Annotated in this window: 18 protein-coding genes; 12 read left to right on the top strand and 6 right to left on the bottom strand. The window is 69.6% G+C overall.

All coding sequences use genetic code 11. The features are described 5' to 3' along the window. Positions 1 to 5: 5 nt before the first annotated feature. On the bottom strand, positions 6 to 668 hold the full coding sequence (locus JNB50_RS05300) for a TrmH family RNA methyltransferase (RefSeq protein ID WP_208039038.1): 663 nt from the start codon (positions 666 to 668) through the stop codon (positions 6 to 8). A gap of 68 nt (positions 669 to 736) precedes the next feature. Here JNB50_RS05300 and JNB50_RS05295 point away from each other — a divergent pair, with 68 nt between their 5' ends. The 3 genes from JNB50_RS05295 to JNB50_RS05285 all read left to right on the top strand — a co-directional run bounded on the left by JNB50_RS05295 (position 737) and on the right by JNB50_RS05285 (position 3,001). Further along, complete coding sequence (locus JNB50_RS05295; protein WP_307794604.1) at positions 737 to 1,522, top strand: GH25 family lysozyme; 786 nt, start codon at positions 737 to 739, stop codon at positions 1,520 to 1,522. A 37-nt stretch (positions 1,523 to 1,559) separates the two neighbouring features. Beyond that, positions 1,560 to 2,360, top strand: coding sequence for an HAD-IIA family hydrolase (locus tag JNB50_RS05290; protein ID WP_208039037.1), 801 nt, complete (start codon positions 1,560 to 1,562; stop codon positions 2,358 to 2,360). 89 nt (positions 2,361 to 2,449) lie between these two features. Then, entirely contained in the window at positions 2,450 to 3,001 is a 552-nt protein-coding gene (locus JNB50_RS05285) for a DUF4303 domain-containing protein (RefSeq protein WP_208039036.1), read from the top strand. A gap of 30 nt (positions 3,002 to 3,031) precedes the next feature. Here the strand turns inward: JNB50_RS05285 and JNB50_RS05280 are convergent, their stop codons facing one another. After that, a complete protein-coding gene (locus JNB50_RS05280; protein ID WP_208039035.1) occupies positions 3,032 to 5,932 on the bottom strand; it encodes a septum formation family protein in 2,901 nt (966 codons plus the stop codon). Then, entirely contained in the window at positions 5,932 to 6,489 is a 558-nt protein-coding gene (gene pyrE / locus JNB50_RS05275; protein ID WP_208039034.1) for an orotate phosphoribosyltransferase, read from the bottom strand. The genes JNB50_RS05280 and pyrE overlap by 1 nt, the downstream gene beginning before the upstream one ends. Positions 6,490 to 6,544: 55 nt before the next feature. On the opposite strand from pyrE, the gene JNB50_RS05270 reads away from it, so the two are divergent. The 6 genes from JNB50_RS05270 (at position 6,545) to JNB50_RS05245 (ending at position 11,911) form a co-directional block, all read left to right on the top strand. Further along, on the top strand, positions 6,545 to 7,387 hold the full coding sequence (locus JNB50_RS05270; protein WP_208039033.1) for an exodeoxyribonuclease III: 843 nt from the start codon (positions 6,545 to 6,547) through the stop codon (positions 7,385 to 7,387). Continuing rightward, a complete protein-coding gene (locus JNB50_RS05265; RefSeq protein WP_307794603.1) occupies positions 7,384 to 7,773 on the top strand; it encodes a DUF6264 family protein in 390 nt (129 codons plus the stop codon). The genes JNB50_RS05270 and JNB50_RS05265 overlap by 4 nt, the downstream gene beginning before the upstream one ends. 102 nt (positions 7,774 to 7,875) lie before the next feature. Continuing rightward, positions 7,876 to 8,724 carry an ABC transporter ATP-binding protein gene (locus JNB50_RS05260; RefSeq protein ID WP_208039032.1) on the top strand — a complete coding sequence of 283 codons (849 nt, stop codon included), beginning with the start codon at positions 7,876 to 7,878 and terminating at the stop codon, positions 8,722 to 8,724. Between the two features lie 107 nt (positions 8,725 to 8,831). Then, positions 8,832 to 9,869, top strand: a complete 1,038-nt coding sequence (locus JNB50_RS05255) for an aliphatic sulfonate ABC transporter substrate-binding protein (protein WP_208039031.1) — start codon at positions 8,832 to 8,834, stop codon at positions 9,867 to 9,869. 147 nt (positions 9,870 to 10,016) lie between these two features. Beyond that, on the top strand, positions 10,017 to 10,772 hold the full coding sequence (locus tag JNB50_RS05250) for an ABC transporter permease (protein ID WP_243768081.1): 756 nt from the start codon (positions 10,017 to 10,019) through the stop codon (positions 10,770 to 10,772). 122 nt (positions 10,773 to 10,894) lie between these two features. Next, positions 10,895 to 11,911, top strand: a complete 1,017-nt coding sequence (locus JNB50_RS05245; RefSeq protein WP_208039030.1) for a helix-turn-helix domain-containing protein — start codon at positions 10,895 to 10,897, stop codon at positions 11,909 to 11,911. On the opposite strand, the gene JNB50_RS05240 is transcribed toward JNB50_RS05245, so the two are convergent. Both JNB50_RS05240 and JNB50_RS05235 read right to left on the bottom strand, forming a co-directional pair. Further along, the gene (locus JNB50_RS05240; RefSeq protein WP_208039028.1) at positions 11,908 to 14,721 is read right to left on the bottom strand and encodes a SpaA isopeptide-forming pilin-related protein; all 2,814 of its coding nucleotides are present in this window, start codon (positions 14,719 to 14,721) and stop codon (positions 11,908 to 11,910) included. The genes JNB50_RS05245 and JNB50_RS05240 overlap by 4 nt on opposite strands. A 179-nt stretch (positions 14,722 to 14,900) precedes the next feature. Continuing rightward, positions 14,901 to 15,797: an SDR family oxidoreductase gene (locus JNB50_RS05235; RefSeq protein ID WP_208039026.1), complete on the bottom strand. Its 897-nt coding sequence runs from the start codon at positions 15,795 to 15,797 to the stop codon at positions 14,901 to 14,903. A gap of 184 nt (positions 15,798 to 15,981) precedes the next feature. Between JNB50_RS05235 and JNB50_RS05230 the strand changes: the two genes are divergently transcribed. Further along, positions 15,982 to 16,920: a helix-turn-helix domain-containing protein gene (locus JNB50_RS05230; RefSeq protein WP_208039025.1), complete on the top strand. Its 939-nt coding sequence runs from the start codon at positions 15,982 to 15,984 to the stop codon at positions 16,918 to 16,920. A gap of 107 nt (positions 16,921 to 17,027) precedes the next feature. Further along, on the top strand, positions 17,028 to 17,495 hold the full coding sequence (locus JNB50_RS05225; protein ID WP_208039023.1) for an SRPBCC family protein: 468 nt from the start codon (positions 17,028 to 17,030) through the stop codon (positions 17,493 to 17,495). 55 nt (positions 17,496 to 17,550) lie between these two features. Here JNB50_RS05225 and JNB50_RS05220 read toward each other — a convergent pair whose 3' ends face one another. Continuing rightward, on the bottom strand, positions 17,551 to 18,330 hold the full coding sequence (locus tag JNB50_RS05220; protein WP_208039021.1) for a DNA alkylation repair protein: 780 nt from the start codon (positions 18,328 to 18,330) through the stop codon (positions 17,551 to 17,553). Between the two features lie 183 nt (positions 18,331 to 18,513). On the opposite strand from JNB50_RS05220, the gene JNB50_RS05215 reads away from it, so the two are divergent. Further along, positions 18,514 to 19,959, top strand: a complete 1,446-nt coding sequence (locus JNB50_RS05215) for a DUF6421 family protein (protein ID WP_208039020.1) — start codon at positions 18,514 to 18,516, stop codon at positions 19,957 to 19,959. The last annotated feature ends 10 nt before the right edge of the window (positions 19,960 to 19,969 follow it).

Here is a 19,969-nt window from a genome sequence, read left to right as displayed (position 1 = left end):
TAGCTCTACGAGAAGGGGACGTGCTGGAGGATCCAGGCGTGCATGGCGACGGCGGCCGCAGCGGAGGCGTTGATGGAGCGGGTGGAGCCGAACTGGGAGATCTCGACGACGACGTCCGCGGCCTCCAGGGCGGCGGCCGACAGACCAGGACCCTCCTGCCCGAACAACAGCACGCACTCCTTCGGCAGCGCGTAGGTCTCGATGAGCACCGAACCCGGCACATTGTCGACCGCGACGATCGGGAGGCCGGCCTGCCGCGCCCACGCCACGAAGGCCTCCACGTCGTCGTGGTGCAGCACGTGCTGATAGCGATCGGTCACCATCGCGCCGCGCTTGTTCCACCTGCGCCGGCCGATGATGTGAACGGTGTCGGCCGCGAACGCGTTCGCGCTGCGCACGATGGAGCCGATGTTCATGTCGTGCTGCCAGTTCTCGATGGCCACGTGGAACGGATGCCGGTGCTCGTCGAGATCGGCGACCACGGCCTCCATGCGCCAGTACCGGTAGCGGTCGATCACGTTGCGGGTGTCGCCGTGTCGCAGCAGCTCGGGGTCGTACCGGGGGTCCTCCGGCCAGTCGCCCGGCCAGGGGCCGACGCCGTGGGTGGTCAGCTCGGCCGACGGCGGGAGGTGCTCCCGGCCCGGCTCCTGCGGTGTCTCTGGCGTCACCGATCCAGCGTAGCGAGACCCGCGTGTCCGCACCGCGAGTTCCCAGCGGCTGCTGCCAGGGTGGGCGGGTGACGAAGACCGCGCACGACGCGAACAACCCCGCGCGTCCCCGGCACGGCACGTACCTCGTGGTCGGTATCGTCGCGGGCGTCACCGCCGTGTCCGTCGCGGCGGTGCTCCTCTTCGCGGGGATCCTCTGGCCGAACCGCGTCCTCGCCGCCGCGCTGCCGGTGCGCGGCGTCGACGTGTCCAGCTATCAGGGCAGGATCGACTGGCCGGTGCTCTCGCGGCAGGGCGTCGACTTCGCGATCATCAAAGCCACCGAGGGCTCCGGCGACGAAGACGAACGCTTCGAGGCGAACTGGAGGGACGCCAAGGCCAGCGGGCTGATCGTCGGCGCGTACCACTTCCTCAGCTTCGACAGCAGCGCCGAGCGGCAGGCGCAGAACATCTTCCGCACCGTCCCCGCCGACGCGGGAACCCTCCCGGTGACGGTCGACGTCGAGCTCTACGGCGGCTACCTCTCCGCTCCTCCGTCGCGCGAACGCGTGCAGGCCGTCCTCGACCCGCTCCTCGACGAGCTCGAGAAGCATTACGGAAGGCCCGCGATCCTCTACGCGACCGGCACGGCCTACGACCGCTATCTGAAGGGCGCGTACCGCGACAATCCGATCTGGTACCGCTCCGTCCTGCTGCCGCCGATGATCCCGGACGGCCGCCGCTGGACGTTCTGGCAGTACTCCGATCGCGAGCGGCTCGCGGGTTACGACGGCGACGAGACGTACATCGACATGGACGCATTCGGGGGATCCCGTCAGGCTCTGGAAACCCTGCTGCAACCAACCGGGCAATAAGCTGGGGGCGTCACATCACCTTCGAAAGGGGTCCTGCGTGGCGCGACGCGACGAGATCGAGTGCTGGCTGACCGACATGGACGGCGTGCTCGTCCACGAGAACGAGGCCCTGCGCGGCGCCCCCGAGCTGATCCAGCAGTGGCGCGACCAGGGCACGCCGTTCCTCGTGCTCACCAACAACTCGATCTACACGCCGCGCGACCTCGCCGCCCGACTCCGCGCGTCGGGGCTCGACGTTCCGGAGGAGTCGATCTGGACCTCCGCGCTGGCCACCGCCGACTTCCTCAAGTCGCAGGCGCCGGGAGGCAGCGCGTACGTCATCGGGGAGGCCGGGCTGACGACCGCCCTGCACGAGGCGGGCTTCATCATGACCGACACGAACCCGGACTACGTGGTCGTCGGCGAGACCCGCAGCTACTCGTTCGACGCGATCACCAAGGCGATCCGTCTGATCGGCGCGGGTGCCCGCTTCATCTCGACCAACCCCGACGCCACAGGGCCGAGCGCGGAGGGCCCGCTTCCCGCGACCGGAGCGGTGACCGCCATGATCACCAAGGCGACAGGCGGAATGGAGCCTTACGTGGTCGGCAAGCCGAACCCGATGATGTTCCGCTCGGCGCTCAACCGCATCGGCGCACACTCCGAGAACACCGCGATGATCGGCGACCGGATGGACACCGATGTCGTCGCCGGCATCGAGGCCGGCCTGCACACCATCCTGGTGCTCACCGGCATCAGCGACCAGGCCGAGATCGACCGGTACCCGTTCCGCCCCGACGAGATCCTCTCCGGCGTGCACGAGCTCGTCACCACGGGTCCGGTCGAGTCGGATCTCTGACCCGGGACCACCGGCCTCCACGGGCCGCGGTCCCGTCGTGCCCCGAACGCAACCGCGTCGGATCGCCCCCACCAGAAAGAAGCACCACCATGGGCGTCCCCACTTCCGCAACCTACGACCTCGTGCGCGTCGCCGTCCGGGAGGCGGCACGGTCCGCCTGGGACGACCTCCGGTCCGTCCACCCGTCCGAGACCTTCTACTATTTCGGTCTCGCCACCACCGCTCAGTCGCACCGGCCGGCCCCGACCGCTGCGTCGTACGACGGGCTCGCCCTCACGGTCGCCGGCTACCGCCACCAGGGCGTCGAACTGCTGCCCGACGAGTTGCGCTGGTCGGAGCTGGAGTCGCCGTTCGCGTTCTTCGGTGACACCCACTTCGGCGAGGTGGAGCGACTCTTCGACGGTCTCGGCGACCCGTTCGAACGCTCGGCCGCGGTCAACGGCCGGTTGCGCGAGGCGATGGTCGCCGCCCTGGCCGACCTCGATGCCGACGGCGTCTTCGGCGTCGGCGCCGAGCGCGACGCCGTCGTCGTCAATGTGACCGTACCGGGCGACGGCGACGCGGCGCTGGAGTTGGCCTCCGCCCGGCGGCTCAACCCGCCGGCCGCGCTCGACCGCTACGAGAACGATCGGGCGCTCTGACCGGGTCGCGCCGCGAGGAGGCGGAGGCGATCAGCCGGTCGGTCCCTGGCCCTGCACGGAGGTGCTGAGCGGCTGCCCGCTGGAGCGGCTGGCGAAGCAATAGTACGAGCGCTGGCCGCTCTTCCACTGCGCGTCGGTCGCCGGGAACGTGCCCTGCACCTGCAGGTCGGGGTAGGCGGCAGCGGCGTTCAGGTCGACCACGCCGCCCGCGGTGCACAGAGTGTTGATCTGCTGAGCGAGCGCGTCCGCGCCGGGGTATGGAGCGGCGGGGTCGGCGGAGAGCAGGTTGGTGTAGACCATCTGGGCGCTGTGATCGGCTGTGCAGTCGACGACCGTGAAGGTCTCGGCCCACGGTGACGTGTACGGCTGGATGCACTCCCCGCCGCCGAGGGTGTCCCAGGCGTGCTCGCCCGGACCGACGGCCGCCGCCGGCTTCTGGATCACGGTCGGGGTCGGGGTCGGCGTCGGGGTGGGCGTCGCGGACGCTGCCCGGGAGGCCGAGGCCGGGTGCGACGGAGCGGACGCCCCGAACAGCGCGGGGATGCGCGTGCCGAGCGCGAACAGACCGACGAGCACGAGCAGCACCGCCAGCACACCGGCGATGAGGTAGATGCGTCGGTTGAGCCGCGGGTCGCGCGGGCCCTGGGGAGGATTCGACGGGGTCGGCGGAGTGGACGGCGGCGGAGTGGACGACGGTGGAGTGGACGACGGCGATGTCGGTCGGGTGGCGGGTGCGGTGGAAGCGGAGGGACCGGCTGCTGCCCAGGCCGCGGTTGCCGCCGGGCCGGCCGCGGGACCGGCTGCCGGGCTGTCGACAGGCGTCGTTGCGGGGCTCGGCGGGGTGGGAGCCGCCAGCGGCTCACGAGCAGCGGCGGCCGCATCGAACGCGACGGTCGGCGGCGCTGCCGTATCGAAGTCGTCCAGCCCGAATCCGGCACCCGGCTCGGCGCCCAGCTGCGGCCCCTCCAGCGCGGCAGCGGGCTCCGGAAGGGAGGCGTCCGCAGCGTCCGGGTCGGCCTCTCGGCTCGCCTGCGCGTCACCGGCGAGCTCCGGGAACAGGATGGCGTCGATGCCCAGGGAACCGCCCTGCGCTGTGGCCGCCCGGTCCGCGGGGGCCGCCGGGTTCGCGGGGGCGGGCGTGTCCGCGTCGGCTGCCGCGGCGGACGCGGCAGGTGCGGACTCCGCGGCAGGCTGCGACTCGTCGACGACCGGGGAGCCCACCTCGTGGACGCGATCAGAATCGTCGTCTGTGCCCTCTGCGCCGTCGGCGAGCGCGAAGTCGCCGAAGAGAGCCGCGATGCCGTCCGGCTCGTCGTGGCCATCGGCCTCGCCGGCATCGTTCAGCTCGCCAGCGGCCCGCCCGACCGGCTGCGCCGGTTCCGGAGCCGCGGGAACATCGCCGACGGGGATCGCCGCGGTCGACAGCTCGGCCGACGCAGCGGCGAGCGCTGCGGCATCGAAGGGACTCGTTGCCGGCGACGGCGGCGCACCGAGGATGGCCTCGGTCTGGGCGGCCTCGTCGAACGGCCCCTCGTCGGGCGGCACGACGGGCGCCGGCGGTGCCGGCTCGCTCAGCGCCGGCGGGACGAACGCCCCCGGGGCCGTCTCCCCCTCGGCACGCAAGGCCTCCCGCCGAGTCACCGGTGCCGGATTCGCGTCGGAGCCCGACGTTCCGGCTCCCGGGCTCACCGTCTCGGGGGTCACCGTCTCGGGAGTCGCCACAGCGGGGGTCGTTGGCGGCGGGGTCTGGGTGGGCGGTGCGGTCGGGGCGGGCGGAATGTACGTGGGTGGAAGGGGGATGATCCCGGTCGTGTCACCGAGGAGAGGACGCGGTGCCGGACGCTCGTCCTGGTATGCGCCGAGCAGCGCAGCGAGCCCATGACCGTGCAGTGGCTCCGTGTCGTTCGTCGGCGGCTTCGGTTCGGCTTCCGGCTCGTCGACGTTCGGTCGGCTTTCTCCGAGCCCCTCGCCGGCGGGCGCGACGCTGTCACTCCCGGCCGGCGGCTCCGCGGGAGACGAGGGAGCGTCGCCCCACTCCGGCGGACGCGGCATCCGCAGAGCAGCCACGAAACTCGGCGGCTCGAAGCCCTGCGCCGGAGCGGCCGGCGTCTGGGCAGGTGGCGTCTGGGCAGGTGGCGTCTGGGCAGGTGGCGTCTGGGCAGCCGGCACCTCGGGCTGGGCCGCAGGCGCGGATCCGGCAGCTAAACCGGACGCAGCGGCACTCTCAGCCGCGGGGGTCTCCCGTGCAGGGCGGCTCTGCGGTTCGACGAAGTTCGTGCGACGTACGGGTGGGGTCGCGTCCTCGGCATCCGCCTCGGGAGCATCCGCCTCGGGAGCACCCGCCTCCTCGGTCGGCCTCTCGGCCCCGAATGCGCTCGTCCGGTCCGGCTCCGCGCTCGGCGCCGATGCGACCGTGTCGTCTCGCTCCCCGTCCTGTCGGGACGTCAGGTTCCAGACGAAACCCTGCGGCACCGTGGCAATCGGGGTGGTGGCGACGTCGTCGTCGGCCGATTCGTCCGGCGTCGGGGCGGGAACGTCTCGAAGCAGATCCGCGAAATCGAGAGGGACCGGCTGCGCTGCGGGGGCACCGACGTCCTCTCCCGACGCCGTGGGCTCCCGAAGCAGATCGTCGAAGGCTCCGAATGCGGGCTCGTCCCCACTCGACACGGTCGACTCGGACGTCTCCGGGGCGACCTCGCCGCCATCCGCGCCGCCGACGCCCGCGCCGTCTTCTTCCCGCTCCCCCTCGGGCGCAACGCCGGTCGTCGCACCGACCGTCTCGTCCGCCCGCTCGACGCGCCGGCCGCCGGTGAGCTGTGCGAGCAGCCACTCCGAGCTGCCGAACTCCGGCTCGGAGTCGTCGTGCTGCTGCGGGTCGCGCTCCGGCTGGTCCGGTTCGCCCCCCGTGCCGGGGTCGCGGTGTTCCGCCACTACTCCAGCCCCAGATCCTCGAGGCCGATCGCGGCGAAGTAGGGGTATCCGGCAGACTCGATGACCTCGCGCGCGCCCGTGTTGCGGTCGACGACGACCGCGACTCCCGCGATCTCGGCTCCGACCTTCTTCAGCGCCTCGATCGCTTTGAGCGGCGAGCCGCCGGTGGTGGAGGTGTCTTCGAGCACGATCACGCGCTTGCCCTCGAGATCGGGTCCTTCGACCTGCTTGCCGCGGCCGTGGTCCTTCGGCTCCTTGCGGACGACGAACGCATCGTAAGCGAGACCGCGAGCGGCACCCTGGTGCAGGATCGCAGCAGCGACGGGGTCGGCCCCCATCGTCATTCCGCCGACGGCGACCACGTCGGGGACGCCTGCGATCAGGTCGAGCATCACCTGACCGATGAGCGGGGCGACCCGGTGGTCGAGGCTGACCTTGCGCAGGTCGACGTAATAGCTGGCCTTCTTGCCGCTGGTCAGCGTGAAGTCGCCGTGGAAGACGGCCTCGGCGGAGATGAAGTCGATAAGCTGCTGTCGTGCGTCGGTCACGTCTGACATTCTACGGGCACCGTGCCCTCGGCAGCGGGTCGGTGGCGGCCGATACGATCGGGGCATGCGCGTCGCCACCTGGAATGTGAACTCCATCCGCACCCGAGTCTCCCGAGTCGTGGACTGGATGGTCCGGGAGGACGTCGATGTCCTGGCCATGCAGGAGATCAAGTGCAAGCCGGAGCAGTTCCCCTACGAGGCCTTCGAGGCGGCGGGCTACGAGGTCGTGCTGCACGGCCTCAACCAGTGGAACGGCGTGGCCATCGCTGCCCGGCTTCCCATCGAGGACGTCGAGATCGGCTTCCCCGACATGCCGGGCTTCCTCAAAGACCACGACGGGCCCGACCTGCCCAAGGAGGCACGCGCGATCGGCGCGACGGTCGACGGTGTCCGGCTGTGGAGCCTCTACGTGCCGAACGGGCGAGCGCTCGACGACCCGCACTACGTGTACAAGCTCGACTGGCTCGCCGCCCTGGCCGCCGACACCCAGCGCTGGCTGGGTGAGAACCCCCATCTTCCGCTCGCCCTGATGGGCGACTGGAACGTCGCGCCGCTCGACTCCGACGTGGGAGACCCGAGTCTCGTCCCCGGAGAGTCCACCCACATCTCACCGCAGGAGCGCACGGCGTTCGCCGCCTTCGAGAAGGTGGGGCTGACCGACGTCGTGCGCCCGATCGTCCCCGACGGATACACCTACTGGGACTACAAGCAGCTGCGCTTCCCGCGCAACGAGGGCCTACGGATCGACTTCATCCTCGGCTCGGAGGCGTTCGCCGACCGGGTCACCGACGCCAGCATCCACCGCAACGAGCGCAAGGGCGACGCGCCCAGTGACCACGTCCCGGTGCTCGTGGAGCTCTCGGAGGCGGACGAGAGCGACGACGACGACCGCCCGATGATCTGGTGAGCGACGACGTGGCTCGGCCGCCCCGCGCGGCCCGGGCGGCCCGGGCCCCGATCGTCTGGGACATCGTGACGTCGTCCGTGCTCCTGGCGGTCGGCGTGGTGATCGCCGCCGCGCTCACCTTCTTCGCCTTCTTCCTCGTGTTCGCGAGCGACTCCTGCGGCAGCGGAGGCACCGCCTGCGATACGGGACGAATGGGCGCCGGCTTCCTCGTCGCGCTGCTGGGCCCTGCGATCGTCATGCTGGCGGCGATCGTCGTCGCGATCGTCCTGATGGTGCGGCGGCGGGTGAGCTTCTGGGTTTCGATCGCCGGCATCGTACTGGCGGTGCTGGTGTGGCTCGCCGGCGCGGGCCTGGTGGTCTCCGGGGTGCCCGGCTTCACTTTCTGATCCCGCCTCTACCGCCGGATCGCTGCGCGCCGACACTTTCGTTACGCGGTGTTGCGGACGGGGAGCAGCCGCTGGCCCGCTGTCGATACGGTCGAAGGCACCATGGTCTCCCCCTCGTCCGCGTACCCCGTCGAATTCTCCGGGATCGGCCGGGCGTTCGCTGCGGTGAAGCGCGCGGGTGCGGCCCCGGAGTCGCGGACCGTGCTCCGCGACGTCTCGCTGACCGTCGACGCGGGCGAGGTCGTCGCGATCCTCGGCGCGAGCGGGTGCGGCAAGTCGACGCTGCTGCGTATCGCGGGCGGCCTCGACGCGCCGACGACCGGCGCCGCCCTGATCGACGGCACGCCGGTCGCGGGCATCGACGCACGATGCGCCGTGGGGTTCCAGGAGCCGCGACTGCTGCCGTGGCGATCGCTCGCCGACAACGTCGCGCTCGGGCTTCCCCGCGGCCTGGATCGCAGGGAGGGCAGCACGCGGGTGGCGCGCCTGCTCGACCTCGTCGGTCTCGGAGCGTCGGCGGCCCTCCGCCCGCGGGAGGTCTCCGGCGGAATGGCCCAGCGGGCTTCGCTCGCTCGCGCGCTGGCGCGCAATCCCGGCGTGCTGCTGCTGGACGAACCGTTCGGCGCCCTCGACGCCCTGACGCGGTTGCGGATGCAGGATCTCCTGCTCGACATCCACGCCGCCGCCCCCACGACGATCCTCCTCGTGACGCACGATGTCGACGAGGCCCTCCAGCTCGCCGACCGCATCATCCTGCTGGGCGGAGAGGACGGACGGGACGGCGCGACCATCCGTCGCGTCGTCACCGTCCCCGGCACGCGCCCGCGCGACCGGGGGTCGGCCGCGCTGGCCGAGCTGCGGGCAGAACTGCTCGACGGCCTCGGCATCGACCGGCACGGCCGCGCGCTCGAGGATCTGCATTCCTCCACCATCCCCGTCTTCCCCTACTGATCCACAGATCCAGCGGATCGCGCCCGCCTCGGCGGCGGATCCGCGAGGCTCGAGACACAGCACCGCGAGCCGCACAACAGACACCAGAACCGAGAGGCACTCCGACCATGCATCGCAGACCCACGATCGTCACCGCCGTCGCCGCACTCGCCGCCTCGGCCGCTCTCCTGCTCTCCGGGTGCGTCGCCGGCGAAGGCGCCGCGTCGGGCTCGACGAAGGGGGCCGGCGTCACCGAGGGCGGCACGCTCAACATCGACTTCGCCACGTACAACCCGCTCAGCCTGGTCATCAAGAAGCAGGGCTGGCTCGAGAAGGCGCTCAAGAAGCAGAACATCACGGTCAACTGGGTGCAGTCGGCGGGCTCGAACAAGGCCAACGAAGCGCTCCGCTCCGGCGCGATCGACGTCGGATCGACGGCCGGCTCCGCCGCCCTGCTCGCTCGCTCCAACGGGTCCGAGATCAAGACCATCGACATCTTCTCGCAGCCGGAGTGGTCGGCGATCGTGGTCGGCCCGAACTCCGACCTCACGTCGGTCGCGCAACTCAAGGGCAAGCAGGTCGCGGCCACCAAGGGAACCGACCCCTACTTCTTCCTACTGCAGGCGCTGGAGGCCAACGGCCTGTCGGCGAAAGATGTCACGATCCAGAACCTCCAGCACGCCGACGGCTGGGCGGCACTGCAGGGCGGCTCGGTGGAGGCCTGGAGCGGACTCGACCCGATCATGGCCAACGCCGAGAAGTCGGGCGCCAAGCTCATCTACCGCAATGTCGGCTACAACACGTATGGCTTCCTCAACGCGACCGAGTCGTTCCTCTCGTCGAAGCCCGATGTCGCGCAGACGGTCGTGAACACCTACGAGTACGCGCGCGCCTGGGCGCTGAAGCACCAGGACGAGACCGCGAAGATTCTCGCCGAGGTCGCGGGAATCGACCCGGCCGTGGCGACCACGGTCATCACCCAGCGCACCAACCTCGAGGTGTCGAACGTCCCGGGAGCCGCGCAGCTGAAGGTGTTGAAGAAGGTCGGCCCGATCTTCGTGGAGTCCGGCGATGTGCGCTCGCAGAAGGACATCGACACGGCTCTCGACTCCCTCCTCGACCCGACCTTCGCGAAGAAGGCCGACCCGAGCGCGATCGGCGGCTGATCGCGCTTGTCGTACCAGAACGCTCCTGATGGCGACGGTCCGCTGATCGTCGTCGGCGGCCCCGGCGAAGGGCTCGCCGCGACCGCGGTCGCCCGCGAGACCCCGCGCGAGGCCGCGCCGCCCACAGCCGCCGGCCGCACACCGTTCCTGTCGCGCCGCTGGGTGCGGATCGTCGGGGGCGCGCTCATCCCGGTCGCGCTGCTTGCGACCTGGCAGCTCGCGTCGACTTCGGGAGCGTTCACCTCGTCGCAGCTGCCCACGCCCGCGATGGTCGTGGAGGCGGCCGTCGACCTCGCGCAGCGCGGCCTCCTCGGGCTGTACATCGCGATCTCCACGCAGCGCGTGCTGGTCGGGTTCGCGATCGGCGCTGCCCTCGGCCTGGTCTTCGGTGCCGTGGTCGGGCTCTCCCGTCTGGGCGACATCCTCTTCAGCCCGACCCTCGGCGCGATCCGCGCGGTTCCGTCGCTGGCCTGGGTGCCCCTGCTGATCCTCTGGTTCAAGATCGGGGAGGACTCCAAGCTCATCCTCATCGCCATCGGCGCCTTCTTCCCCGTGTACACCACGGTGGCCGCGGCTCTTCGCCACGTCGACCGTCAACTGGTGGAGGCGGGGCGGGCATTCGGACTCGGCGGCGTGCGGCTCTTCACCACGGTCCAGCTCCCTTCGGTGCTCCCGGCCGTCATCTCGGGGCTCCGACTCGCACTGGCCCAAGCGTGGCTGTTCCTGGTGGCGGCCGAGCTGATCGCATCGTCGATGGGGCTCGGATTCCTGCTCAGCGACTCGCAGAACAACGGGCGCACCGACCGGCTGTTCCTCGCGATCATCCTGCTGGCGATCCTCGGCAAGCTCACCGACTCACTCGTCGGTCTCTTCGAACGGTGGGCGAACCGCCGCTGGGCGTGACAAGACCGCAGCTCTCGCGCCCCCTTGATCCGATCTGCTAGATTCTCGATTCGAGATCTGAGATATGGCCGGGTTCCGCTACCGGCCCGCAGGTCTCGGTAACAAGAGAGTCACCATTCGTCATGGACGCCGAAGACCGCCTAGTCTCGTTCGATCAGTTCCGGCGCAGGGTTCGTGACGCGCCACTCGGCCTCATCGGCTCATCGCCGGGCGAGCAGACGTTCTCGCTCCTCATGGATCGCGGAGACATCGGCGACATCACGGTCAATCATTTCGCCGGGAGCGACCACACGGTCGAACACCTCGGCTCGGCCGAAGACGATTCGGATGACGGTGACCTGAGCTCCACGCGAATGGTCCACGTGCAGCTCGATGGGTCGAGCACCCTCGTGCAGAACGGTCGGACCGCGGTGCTGCGGCCGGGGGACATCGCCCTCTATTCGTCCGCCCGCCCGTTCTCGCTCGACCACAGCGGAGAGTCCCTGATCCTCCGGGCACCGACGACCGAACTCCAGGTGCAGGACGCGGTGATCGACGAGTTGCTCGCAGTCCGACTGGATCGTGAGCGCCCGATGGTCGGAGCAGTGACCCCGCTCGCCCGGCACCTCGGCCGCACCCTCGAGACGGGAGACTCCGGTGTCGAGACTCGGATGGTGGATGCCGCGATCCGCATGCTCGGCGCCATCGTCCTCGAGACCAGTCGGGAGACCGGGTACACCGCCCGGACCGAGGAGTTGGACGCCGTTCTGCACTACATCGAGGAGAATCTCTCCCGACCCGACCTCTCTGTCGGTGAGATCGCCGCCGCGAACTTCATGTCGGCGCGCAAACTGCATTCCCTCTTCGAGATGCTGGACATCACGGTCGCGGCCTGGGTGCGTTCGCGGCGCCTCAACCACTGCCGACGCGAACTCGTCGACTCGGCCTTCTCCGGTCTCACGATCGCCCAGATCGCCGCGCGCTGGGGCTTCAAGGATGCGGCACACTTCAGCCGCTCGTTCACCGACCGTTTCGGCGCATCCCCCCGTGCGTTCCGGACAGCGCACTCCGGCGCGCCGCTGATCGACCTCTCGCATCGGACACACGTGAAGGCGGTGAGCCCGAACCCGGCCTCACCGCCCGCACACATGTTCGCTTAGGCAGAGCGCCGCAGGCGGCGTCGGCGCAGAGCGAGGGTGTTCGCCCCCGCCGTCACAAGGAGCGCCACAGCGAGCCCACCCAACTCGAGGACCATGCGAAGATTCTGCCCGGTATCGGCCAGCCTCCCCGCGGTGGAGGCACGCGCAACGGTCGCCACCGGACGGACGTCGGCCGTCTCTTCCTCGACCGGGAGCTCCGGCCGCTCACCATCCACCGGGGCCGGCGGCTCCTCCTCGTCCGGAACCGCCGGCGTGACGATGACGTCCTCGTCGACCGCCGTGCACTCGTCCACCTCGGTCTTCGGATCGTCGACGCATACTCCGGCCGAGCTGATCACGGCCGTGTTGACGATCGCCGTTCCCGGCAGACTGTGCTCGTCGACGACGACCGAGACGATGATCTCCCGCGATTCCCCCGGAGCGAGGTCGCCGAGGTCCCAGTGCAGCACGGAGGCTGTGGAGACGTCGGCGAGCGGGAGACTCGACTCGACGAACGACACCGAGTGGGGCAGCCGATCGATCACGATGACGTCGGGCGCCGGGCTGTCGGACGTGTTCGTGGCGACGACGCGGTAGTCGAGTCGCTCACCGGGGAACACCGTGGTCCTGCCGTCGTCCTTGGTGATCGAGACAGCGGGAACCCGGTCGATGTCCGTCGCACTGCACGTCGAGCGCGGGGCCTCGCCCGGCGTCCACGGCTCGTCCGCGGGCACCGAACTGTCGGAGCACGCGCCCGAGCTCGTCACCGAGGCCACGTTGACGATTTCGGCTCCTGGCCCCACCCGGTCGTCGACCCAGGCGATCACGCGTACCGAGCGCTGCTCTCCTGCGGCCAGCGCGCCCAGCTTCCACGTGATCTCATGGTCGTCAGCGACATAGTGGCCGTTCGAATCGGCGGCCACGAAGACAAGCTCCTCGGGAAGCGCGTCCACGATCACGACATCGGGCGCCTCCGCCGACGACGTGTTCACGACGGTGAGCTCGTACGCGGTCGTCCCGCCGGGAAGTCCGACGTCGGTCCCGTTGGACTTCATCAGCACCAGCGCAGGGACCGCGTCGGTGTCGACGGCCTGACACGCTTCGAGGTCGTCGTACCCGGGGCAGACCCCGTCGAGCGTCACGGTCGCACGGTTGGCGATGGTCGTGCCAGGAGCGACCGACTCCTCGACCCGCGCGGTCACCGAGACCACGATCGGTGTGCCGCCGACCGGCCCGACGTTCCAGCTGACCATCCGGCTCTCGGCGTCGTAGACGCCCCCGTGGTCTGCCGAGACGAAGCGCAGGCCGTCCGGGAGTACGTCTTCGATGACGGCGTCGACGGGCTGCGTGTACGCCGACCGATTGGCGACGACGATCTCGTAGGTGGTGACCTCGCCCGGTCGCAACACCGTGACGCCGTTCGACTTGTGGATCTCGAGATCGCTGGTCAGCCGAGTGTTGACGATCGGCTTCCCTCCCGCTGCCGCGACCTGCGCTCCGGGAGTGACCGTGATCTCACGCGGAGTCGGGTCCAGCTGGTATCCGTCGGGGGCGCGCGTCTCGACGAGGATGTAACGGCCCGCCGGGACGTCGGCGAACCGCAGAACGCCGTGCCCGCCTGCCCCCGTGCGTCCGACGAGCGGACGGCCCCAGGCGTCGTGGGCGACGGTCGACCCCGTGGAGTCGTACATCGTGAACTCGGCGTCGTCCAGCGCGTTCCCCGACGCGTCGCTCTTGCGCACCGTCACCGATCCGTCGTCCGGTTCGATCGGGAGGGAGAACTCCGTGGTGTACACGTTGGCGAGCACGGTTTTGATCTGATCGTTCGCCGCACGGACACCCGACGCGACCCCGTCCGCTCCGAGCCCGTGCGCGAACTTCTTGCGGAACCCGATGGTGAGCGGTCGGTCGAGCGGCCTGACCCGCGTGATCTCGATCTTCCCCGATGTCGTCGCCACTGTGACATAGCGGTCGTAGCCGGACGACGACGTCGCGGGGTCGACCTCGAGCTCGAACCCGCTCAACGCCAGGGGATCGGTCACTGTCGTGGTGGTGCCGTCCAACTGGATGGGGGTCGTCGAGAAGGCCGGAGCTTGGGCGTACCGCCGGACGAGCTCGTCGATCTCTGCGAATCGGTCCGTGAGATCGAAGTTCTCGATCGTCACCCGCTCGCCGCCTCCCGCCGGCGTGATGCGCTTGTCGACGGAGAAGTCGCGCAACTCCAGTCGCGGGAGCGGCTGGGCGATGTTGTCACGGGCGAACAGGTGCCAGGCCTTGAGTTGCGCGGCGAGCATGATGTCCGACGCCGCGTCCGTCGTGAACGTCAACGGCTGTGTTCCGTCCGTAGCGATCCGCAGCCCTGCGCCCTTCGCCAGCTGGAGTCCCGCGTTCAGCGTGTGTGAGATCCCGACGGCGGTCTCCCCAGGGACCAGAGTCGCCAGGTCGAAGTACTCCGAACCGTCGGGGACCCGGTAGATGACATGCAGCATGTCGATGCACATCAGAATGCTTTCGGGAAGGAAGGCGCCGGTCTTCGGGTCTTTGCCGAGGAAGAAGTGCGGGACTCCGTCGATCGGCTGACCGGCGCTGTTTCGGAGCTTGGGAGTCGTCATGCCCTCGTGCACGCGCTCGAGGCGCTCGACGTCGAGACGGACATTGCTGTACGCCCCGTTGAACAGGCCGGTCCTGGCCTGCCATTCGATCGCGGAGGGGTCTGGCAACTCCGCCGACGCCGACGCTCCCGGGGTGATGGCGATGATCCCGCCGAGTGTGAAGCCGCTGGCGACCGCGAACGCCAGACCTGCAGTGAGCCGCTTACCGATACGTTTCATTTCCAGCCTTCCGACAGAGCGGGCTGGTCTCGGCCCGCTCGAACAGACTGGTGGCCCGCGGAGGCCGTGCGGCGCGATTCGCGAGGAGCGTGCACGCAAATACAAGTCAGCCTCGGCACGCGTGCACGAAACGACAATTTCGGCACGCCGGAGCGCGCCTGCCCGGAGGCGTCAGGCCGCTACCCGCGGCCCGTGAACTCGTCCATCGAGGTGTAGACACCGAAGACGCGGTCTGCCAGCACGTCCCACACCCGCACGGGAAGGACCCCCTTGAGCGTCTTCGCCAACCCGACGGACCACGGGAGCATCAGCATCGGCTTGCCCGAGAGCATCGCCTTCCAGACGCGGTCGACCACGTACTCCGGGGTCAGCACGGGGGTGAGGAGAGGGCCGCGCGCCCCCTCGAACATCCCGGTGTCGATGTAGCTCGGCGCGACAGTCGTGACCTTCACATGCCCGAAGCCCTGCTGCTCGAGCTCGATGCGGAGGCTGTCGCTCCACCCGATCACGGCCCATTTGCTGGCCGCGTAGACGCTCATCCGCGGGTTGGCGAGCGTGCCGGCAGCCGAGGCGATGTTGACGATGCGCGCTTCGCGGGAGCTCGCGATCATCGCGGGCAGGAACTCACGGGTCGTGTACATCGGCGCCAGCGCGTTGACCTGCATCGTGGCGCGGGTGTCGTCTCCGTTGTCGTGCTCCCAGAAGTACTTGCCGCGCACGATCCCGGCGTTGTTGATCAGCACGTCGATGCCGCCGAGCTCCTTGCGCACCGACTGGGCGGCCTGCGCGATGCCGCCGAGCTCGCCGAGGTCGAGGGCGTAGGGGTGGATGCTCGTTCCCGATCTCCCGTTCGCCGAACTCGGGGACCCCGCCGGTGCGCCCCAGGCCGTCGCGGTGCGTCCGGTCAGCACCTCCGCCCGGAGTCGGTCGGTGAGCCGGGTGAGTCCGGCGGCGTCCCGATCCCACAGCACGACGGCTTTGGCGCCTTCACGCACGGCGCGCTCCGCGTAGAGCCGCCCCATGCCTGAGGCCGCGCCGGTGATCAGCACACGCGCGCCACGAACGGTTCTCGCCATTCCTCCATCATCCCAGGTCGCTCGCGTGCCGGCCCGACCGCCTGAGGCCCACCCGAGGACCACCCGGGAATGCTTGTGGCCGATGCGGATCTCTGCTATATAAATCTACACCTTGATATTTCAGTAGAATCGTGTGATCACCGGCCGCGCGGCGTGCGGGGGTCACGAGGGCTCGGAGGTTTTCATGGAGGACATCCCACGTCACAACACCCGGTTCGACGGGTACCGCGAGCAGTTCAGCAACGAGCCGTGGCCGATCACCGTCCGCACGACCAACCCGGTGACCTTCGCCTCGGCGTTCGCGTCGCGGAATTTGGGCGGGTACGGGATCGCCACGGCGGTGTGCTCCGCCCACACGCTCGAGACCAGCGGAAACGGAACCGGAACCAGCGCCGGCCGAGGTCTCCAGATGGTGCACATCCAGCTCGCCGGCGAGACCCGCTTCACCCAGCACGACCACACGGCGGTTCTGCGGCCGGGCGACATGTCGGTGTACAGCCTCGATTCTCCGTGCCTCACGGAGAACCTCGGCACCGAAGCGCTCACCTTCCTCGCTCCTGCGCAGGAGCTCGGCCTCCCCTCGTCCACGCTCGAGGACCTCTCGGGCGTCGCACTCGACCGGGGTCGCCCGATCGTCCAGCTCGTCCAGCCGTTCGCGCGACAGCTCGTCGGCTCGCTCAACTCCATCGACGAAGCCGTCGGCTCCCGGGTGGTGCGAGGAATGATCGACCTGGTCTCCGCCGCGCTGGCCGAGACCACCATGGAGACCGCCGCAGGTTCCGACTCGGGCGATGGGCTGCTCGCGTCGATCCTCGAATACATCGACGCCCACCTGCACCGCCCCGGCCTGACGGTCACCGAGATCGCCGCGAAGCACTTCGTCTCGCCGCGCAAACTCCACGCCCTCTTCGAAACCCACGAGACGACGGCCGCGGCCTGGATACGCGCGCGGCGCCTGGAGAACTGCAAGCGCGACCTCGCCGACTCCGCCCTCGCCGGCTTCAGGATCGCGGAGATCGCGGCTCGTTGGGGCTACACCGACGCCGCCCGATTCAGTCGTCAGTTCGCCCACCACTTCGGGATGACTCCGCGCGCCTACCGCTCGGGTCGGGCCGGCTTCTAGGAGGCCTGTCCCACCAATCTGCGCCGCTGTCGACCCCTCGATCGGCCGCCGGGGCGCGCCTAGCGTCGCCGACGAATCAGTAGTCAGTGACGAAAAGGAGTCGAATCATGGCCGCAGTGACCGAGAGCATCGACGTCGACGTCCCCGTGACGACCGCCTACAACCAGTGGACGCAGTTCGAGAGCTTCCCGCACTTCCTGGAGGAGGTCGACGAGATCCGCCAGATCGACGACACCACCAACCATTGGCGCGTCACGATCGGCGGCGCCACCCGCGAGTTCGACACGGTCATAACCGAGCAGCATCCGGACGAGCGTGTCGCGTGGAAGAGCGTGGCCGGCGATGTCTCGCACGCCGGGGTGGTGACGTTCCACCGGCTCTCCGACACCTCCACGCGCGTGACCGTTCAGTTCGATTGGACGCCGGGCGACGCGCTCGAGAAGATCGGCGCCGCGCTCGGCGTCGATGATCACGCGGTCAAGAAGGACCTGCGCAACTTCAAGGAGTACATCGAAGACCAGCCCGTCGAAACGGGGTCGTGGCGGGGCGACATCGATCCGGGCGGGCAGGTATGAGCTCGGACGCCCGGCCTGGGTCCCCCGGCTCGCTCCTTTCCCCGGCTCGCCGACGCTACGACTCGGCGACGGCTGAACCCGACCGGGCGGCGCCGCGCCGCTCTCTCGGCACGGCTCGATACGCGGCGCGGGTATCCGCGTCGAGGTGCTCGGTGGCGTACGCAAGCATGGTGCGCGGCATCCGGGCGGCATGGTCGTCGAGGAAGCCGAGGAGCAGTTCCCGGTCGACGCGCTTGCCGGTCTCGCGCAGCATCCAGCCGACCGCTTTGTGCATCAGATCCTCCGGATCGTCCAGTAACCGGGCGGCGAGCGCCAGCGTCGTGGAGGCATCGCCGACCTTGAGGAAGGCGAACGTCGACAGGACGGCGACCCTGCGTTCCCAGAGCACCGGACTGGAGGCGAGTTCGTCGAGCAGGTCGCGCGGACGGTCCACCAGGTAGGCGCCGAGCACGTACTCGGCAGACGAGTCGACGAGGTCCCAGTTGTTCACCCGCCCGTCGCGAACCGCCTCGACGTAGAAGTCGACCAGCCGGGAACGCTCCGAATCGTCGCGATGACGCGCGCTGCTCGCCCGCGCGAAGGCCGCATTCAAGATGACAAGACCGGCCAGTCGGTGCTCGTGCACGGGGCTGTCGAGAAGCAGCCGCACCTCGGGCAGCGGAAGGCCCGCGAACCGTTTCGCGACCGTCCTCGTCTGCGGCACACGCACGCCGATGAACACGTCGCCTTCGCCGTACTCGCCAGGGCCCGTCTTGAAGAAGCGCTGCAGGAAGACGGCGTCGTCCGGGTCAGCGACGGCGGCGAGGGCCTGCTGGACGTCTGCGGCGGAAGTCACGACAGCACTCTAGCGACGCTCCGCACGACGGTTTCGTGCGCAGGATCGCCGTCGCGCGCACGTTTCCGCCGAAAGTGTCAAGAAATCGTCCGGTCTGCGCGGTTAGGCTCGGAAGCAGGGCGTGCACGGGCGCGCCCATCGCACCGCCGCGACCGCGGCCGATCGCACGACGGGAGGTTCGTCATGTCTCAATTCGTCCCGCAGTTCACTGCAGGAGCCATTGTCGGGGAGCCCGAGGTCGTCGAGGACGGCCGCTCGGTCCGCGAGGTCGCGACGCACCCCGCGTGGCTGCGGCTCAAGGACGCGGCCACCGGCCTCCAGTCGCTCCAGGTCAAGGACGGCTCCGTCGAGCACGAGTCCGACAAGCGGGCCGCCGCCGAGTTCACCGCCACGATCGTGGCGTCCGTCGCCGAGCTCGCACCGTTCTTCCCTCATGACGCCGCCTACCTCGAGGCGCTGCGCCGCGACTTCGCCCGGTGGGCGGACGAGGGCTTCGGCGTGCCCGACTTCCTCGACGCACTGAACGAGTTCCAGCCGCAGCAGCACCGTGTCGACGGGCTCGGTCACCTCGTGGTGTTCCCGATGTACACGCAGAACGGCAGCACGAACCGCCTCGTCGAGGCCGTGCTCGTCGAAGTCATCTGGCCCGAGTTCGTCGCGGCCCTGGAGGCCGGCGACTACGGCAACAAGCTGTTCGTCGCCCTGCGGTTCGTGGACTTCACCCCGGGCTACGACACCAACTCCGCTGTCCTGTTCCCCGAGACCGTCGCGATGCGCGAGATCCCGCAGTTCACGTGGGGAGCGATCTTCCAGGACCGCGAGGCCGCCCGCTACCGGCGGGTGGTGCGCGCCGCCGCCGAGATCACCAAGCTGGAGCTGCCGGAGGACGCGGCGCGGATGCTGGACGACCAGCACCTCACGGAGGAGACCTTCGTGATGTGGGACATCATCCACGACCGCAGCCACATGCGCGGGGACCTGCCGTTCGACCCGTTCATGATCAAGCAGCGGATGCCGTTCTTCCTCTATTCGCTCGAGGAGCTCCGCTGCGACCTGACCGCGTTCCGCGAGTCGGTGCGGCTGCAGCGCGAGCTCGGGGCCTTCCCCGACTCCGAGCTGTCTGCTGCACAGCGCGAGATCCGGGACCACGCGAAGCTCGTGCAGTACGCGGTGATCTTCGACCGCATCTTCCGTTTCGCCATCACCGGCAGCCGGGTGCGCAACTACGACGGACTCGGCGGCCAGCTGCTGTTCGCGTGGATGCACCAGCACGACGTGCTGCACTGGACCGACACGCAGCTGACGATCGACTGGGATGCCGTCCCCGATGTGGTCGTCGCGCTCAGCGACCGGATCAACGAGCTGTACTGGCGCTCGATCGACCGCCCGAAGGTGGCGCACTGGCTCGCGGCGTACGCGATGCTCACCGAGACGCTCACCCCGCACCCGGCTTCCAACTGGGCACGAGGGCTGTCGGACGAGATCCTCTCCGGTGCGCCGAAGGGCTACACCGACGCGGTCCTGGACGACGAGTTCCCGCTGTCGATGTTCTACGAGGCGCTCAACAAGAAGATGGCCGCCGTCATCGAGTCGACCTCGGGGATCACCGGCACCACGGACGACGCGTGACGGATCACGA

The organism is Leifsonia sp. TF02-11, from assembly GCF_017565305.1.
GTDB lineage: Bacteria > Actinomycetota > Actinomycetes > Actinomycetales > Microbacteriaceae > Leifsonia.
This window is presented reverse-complemented; position numbering and strand designations above follow the sequence as displayed.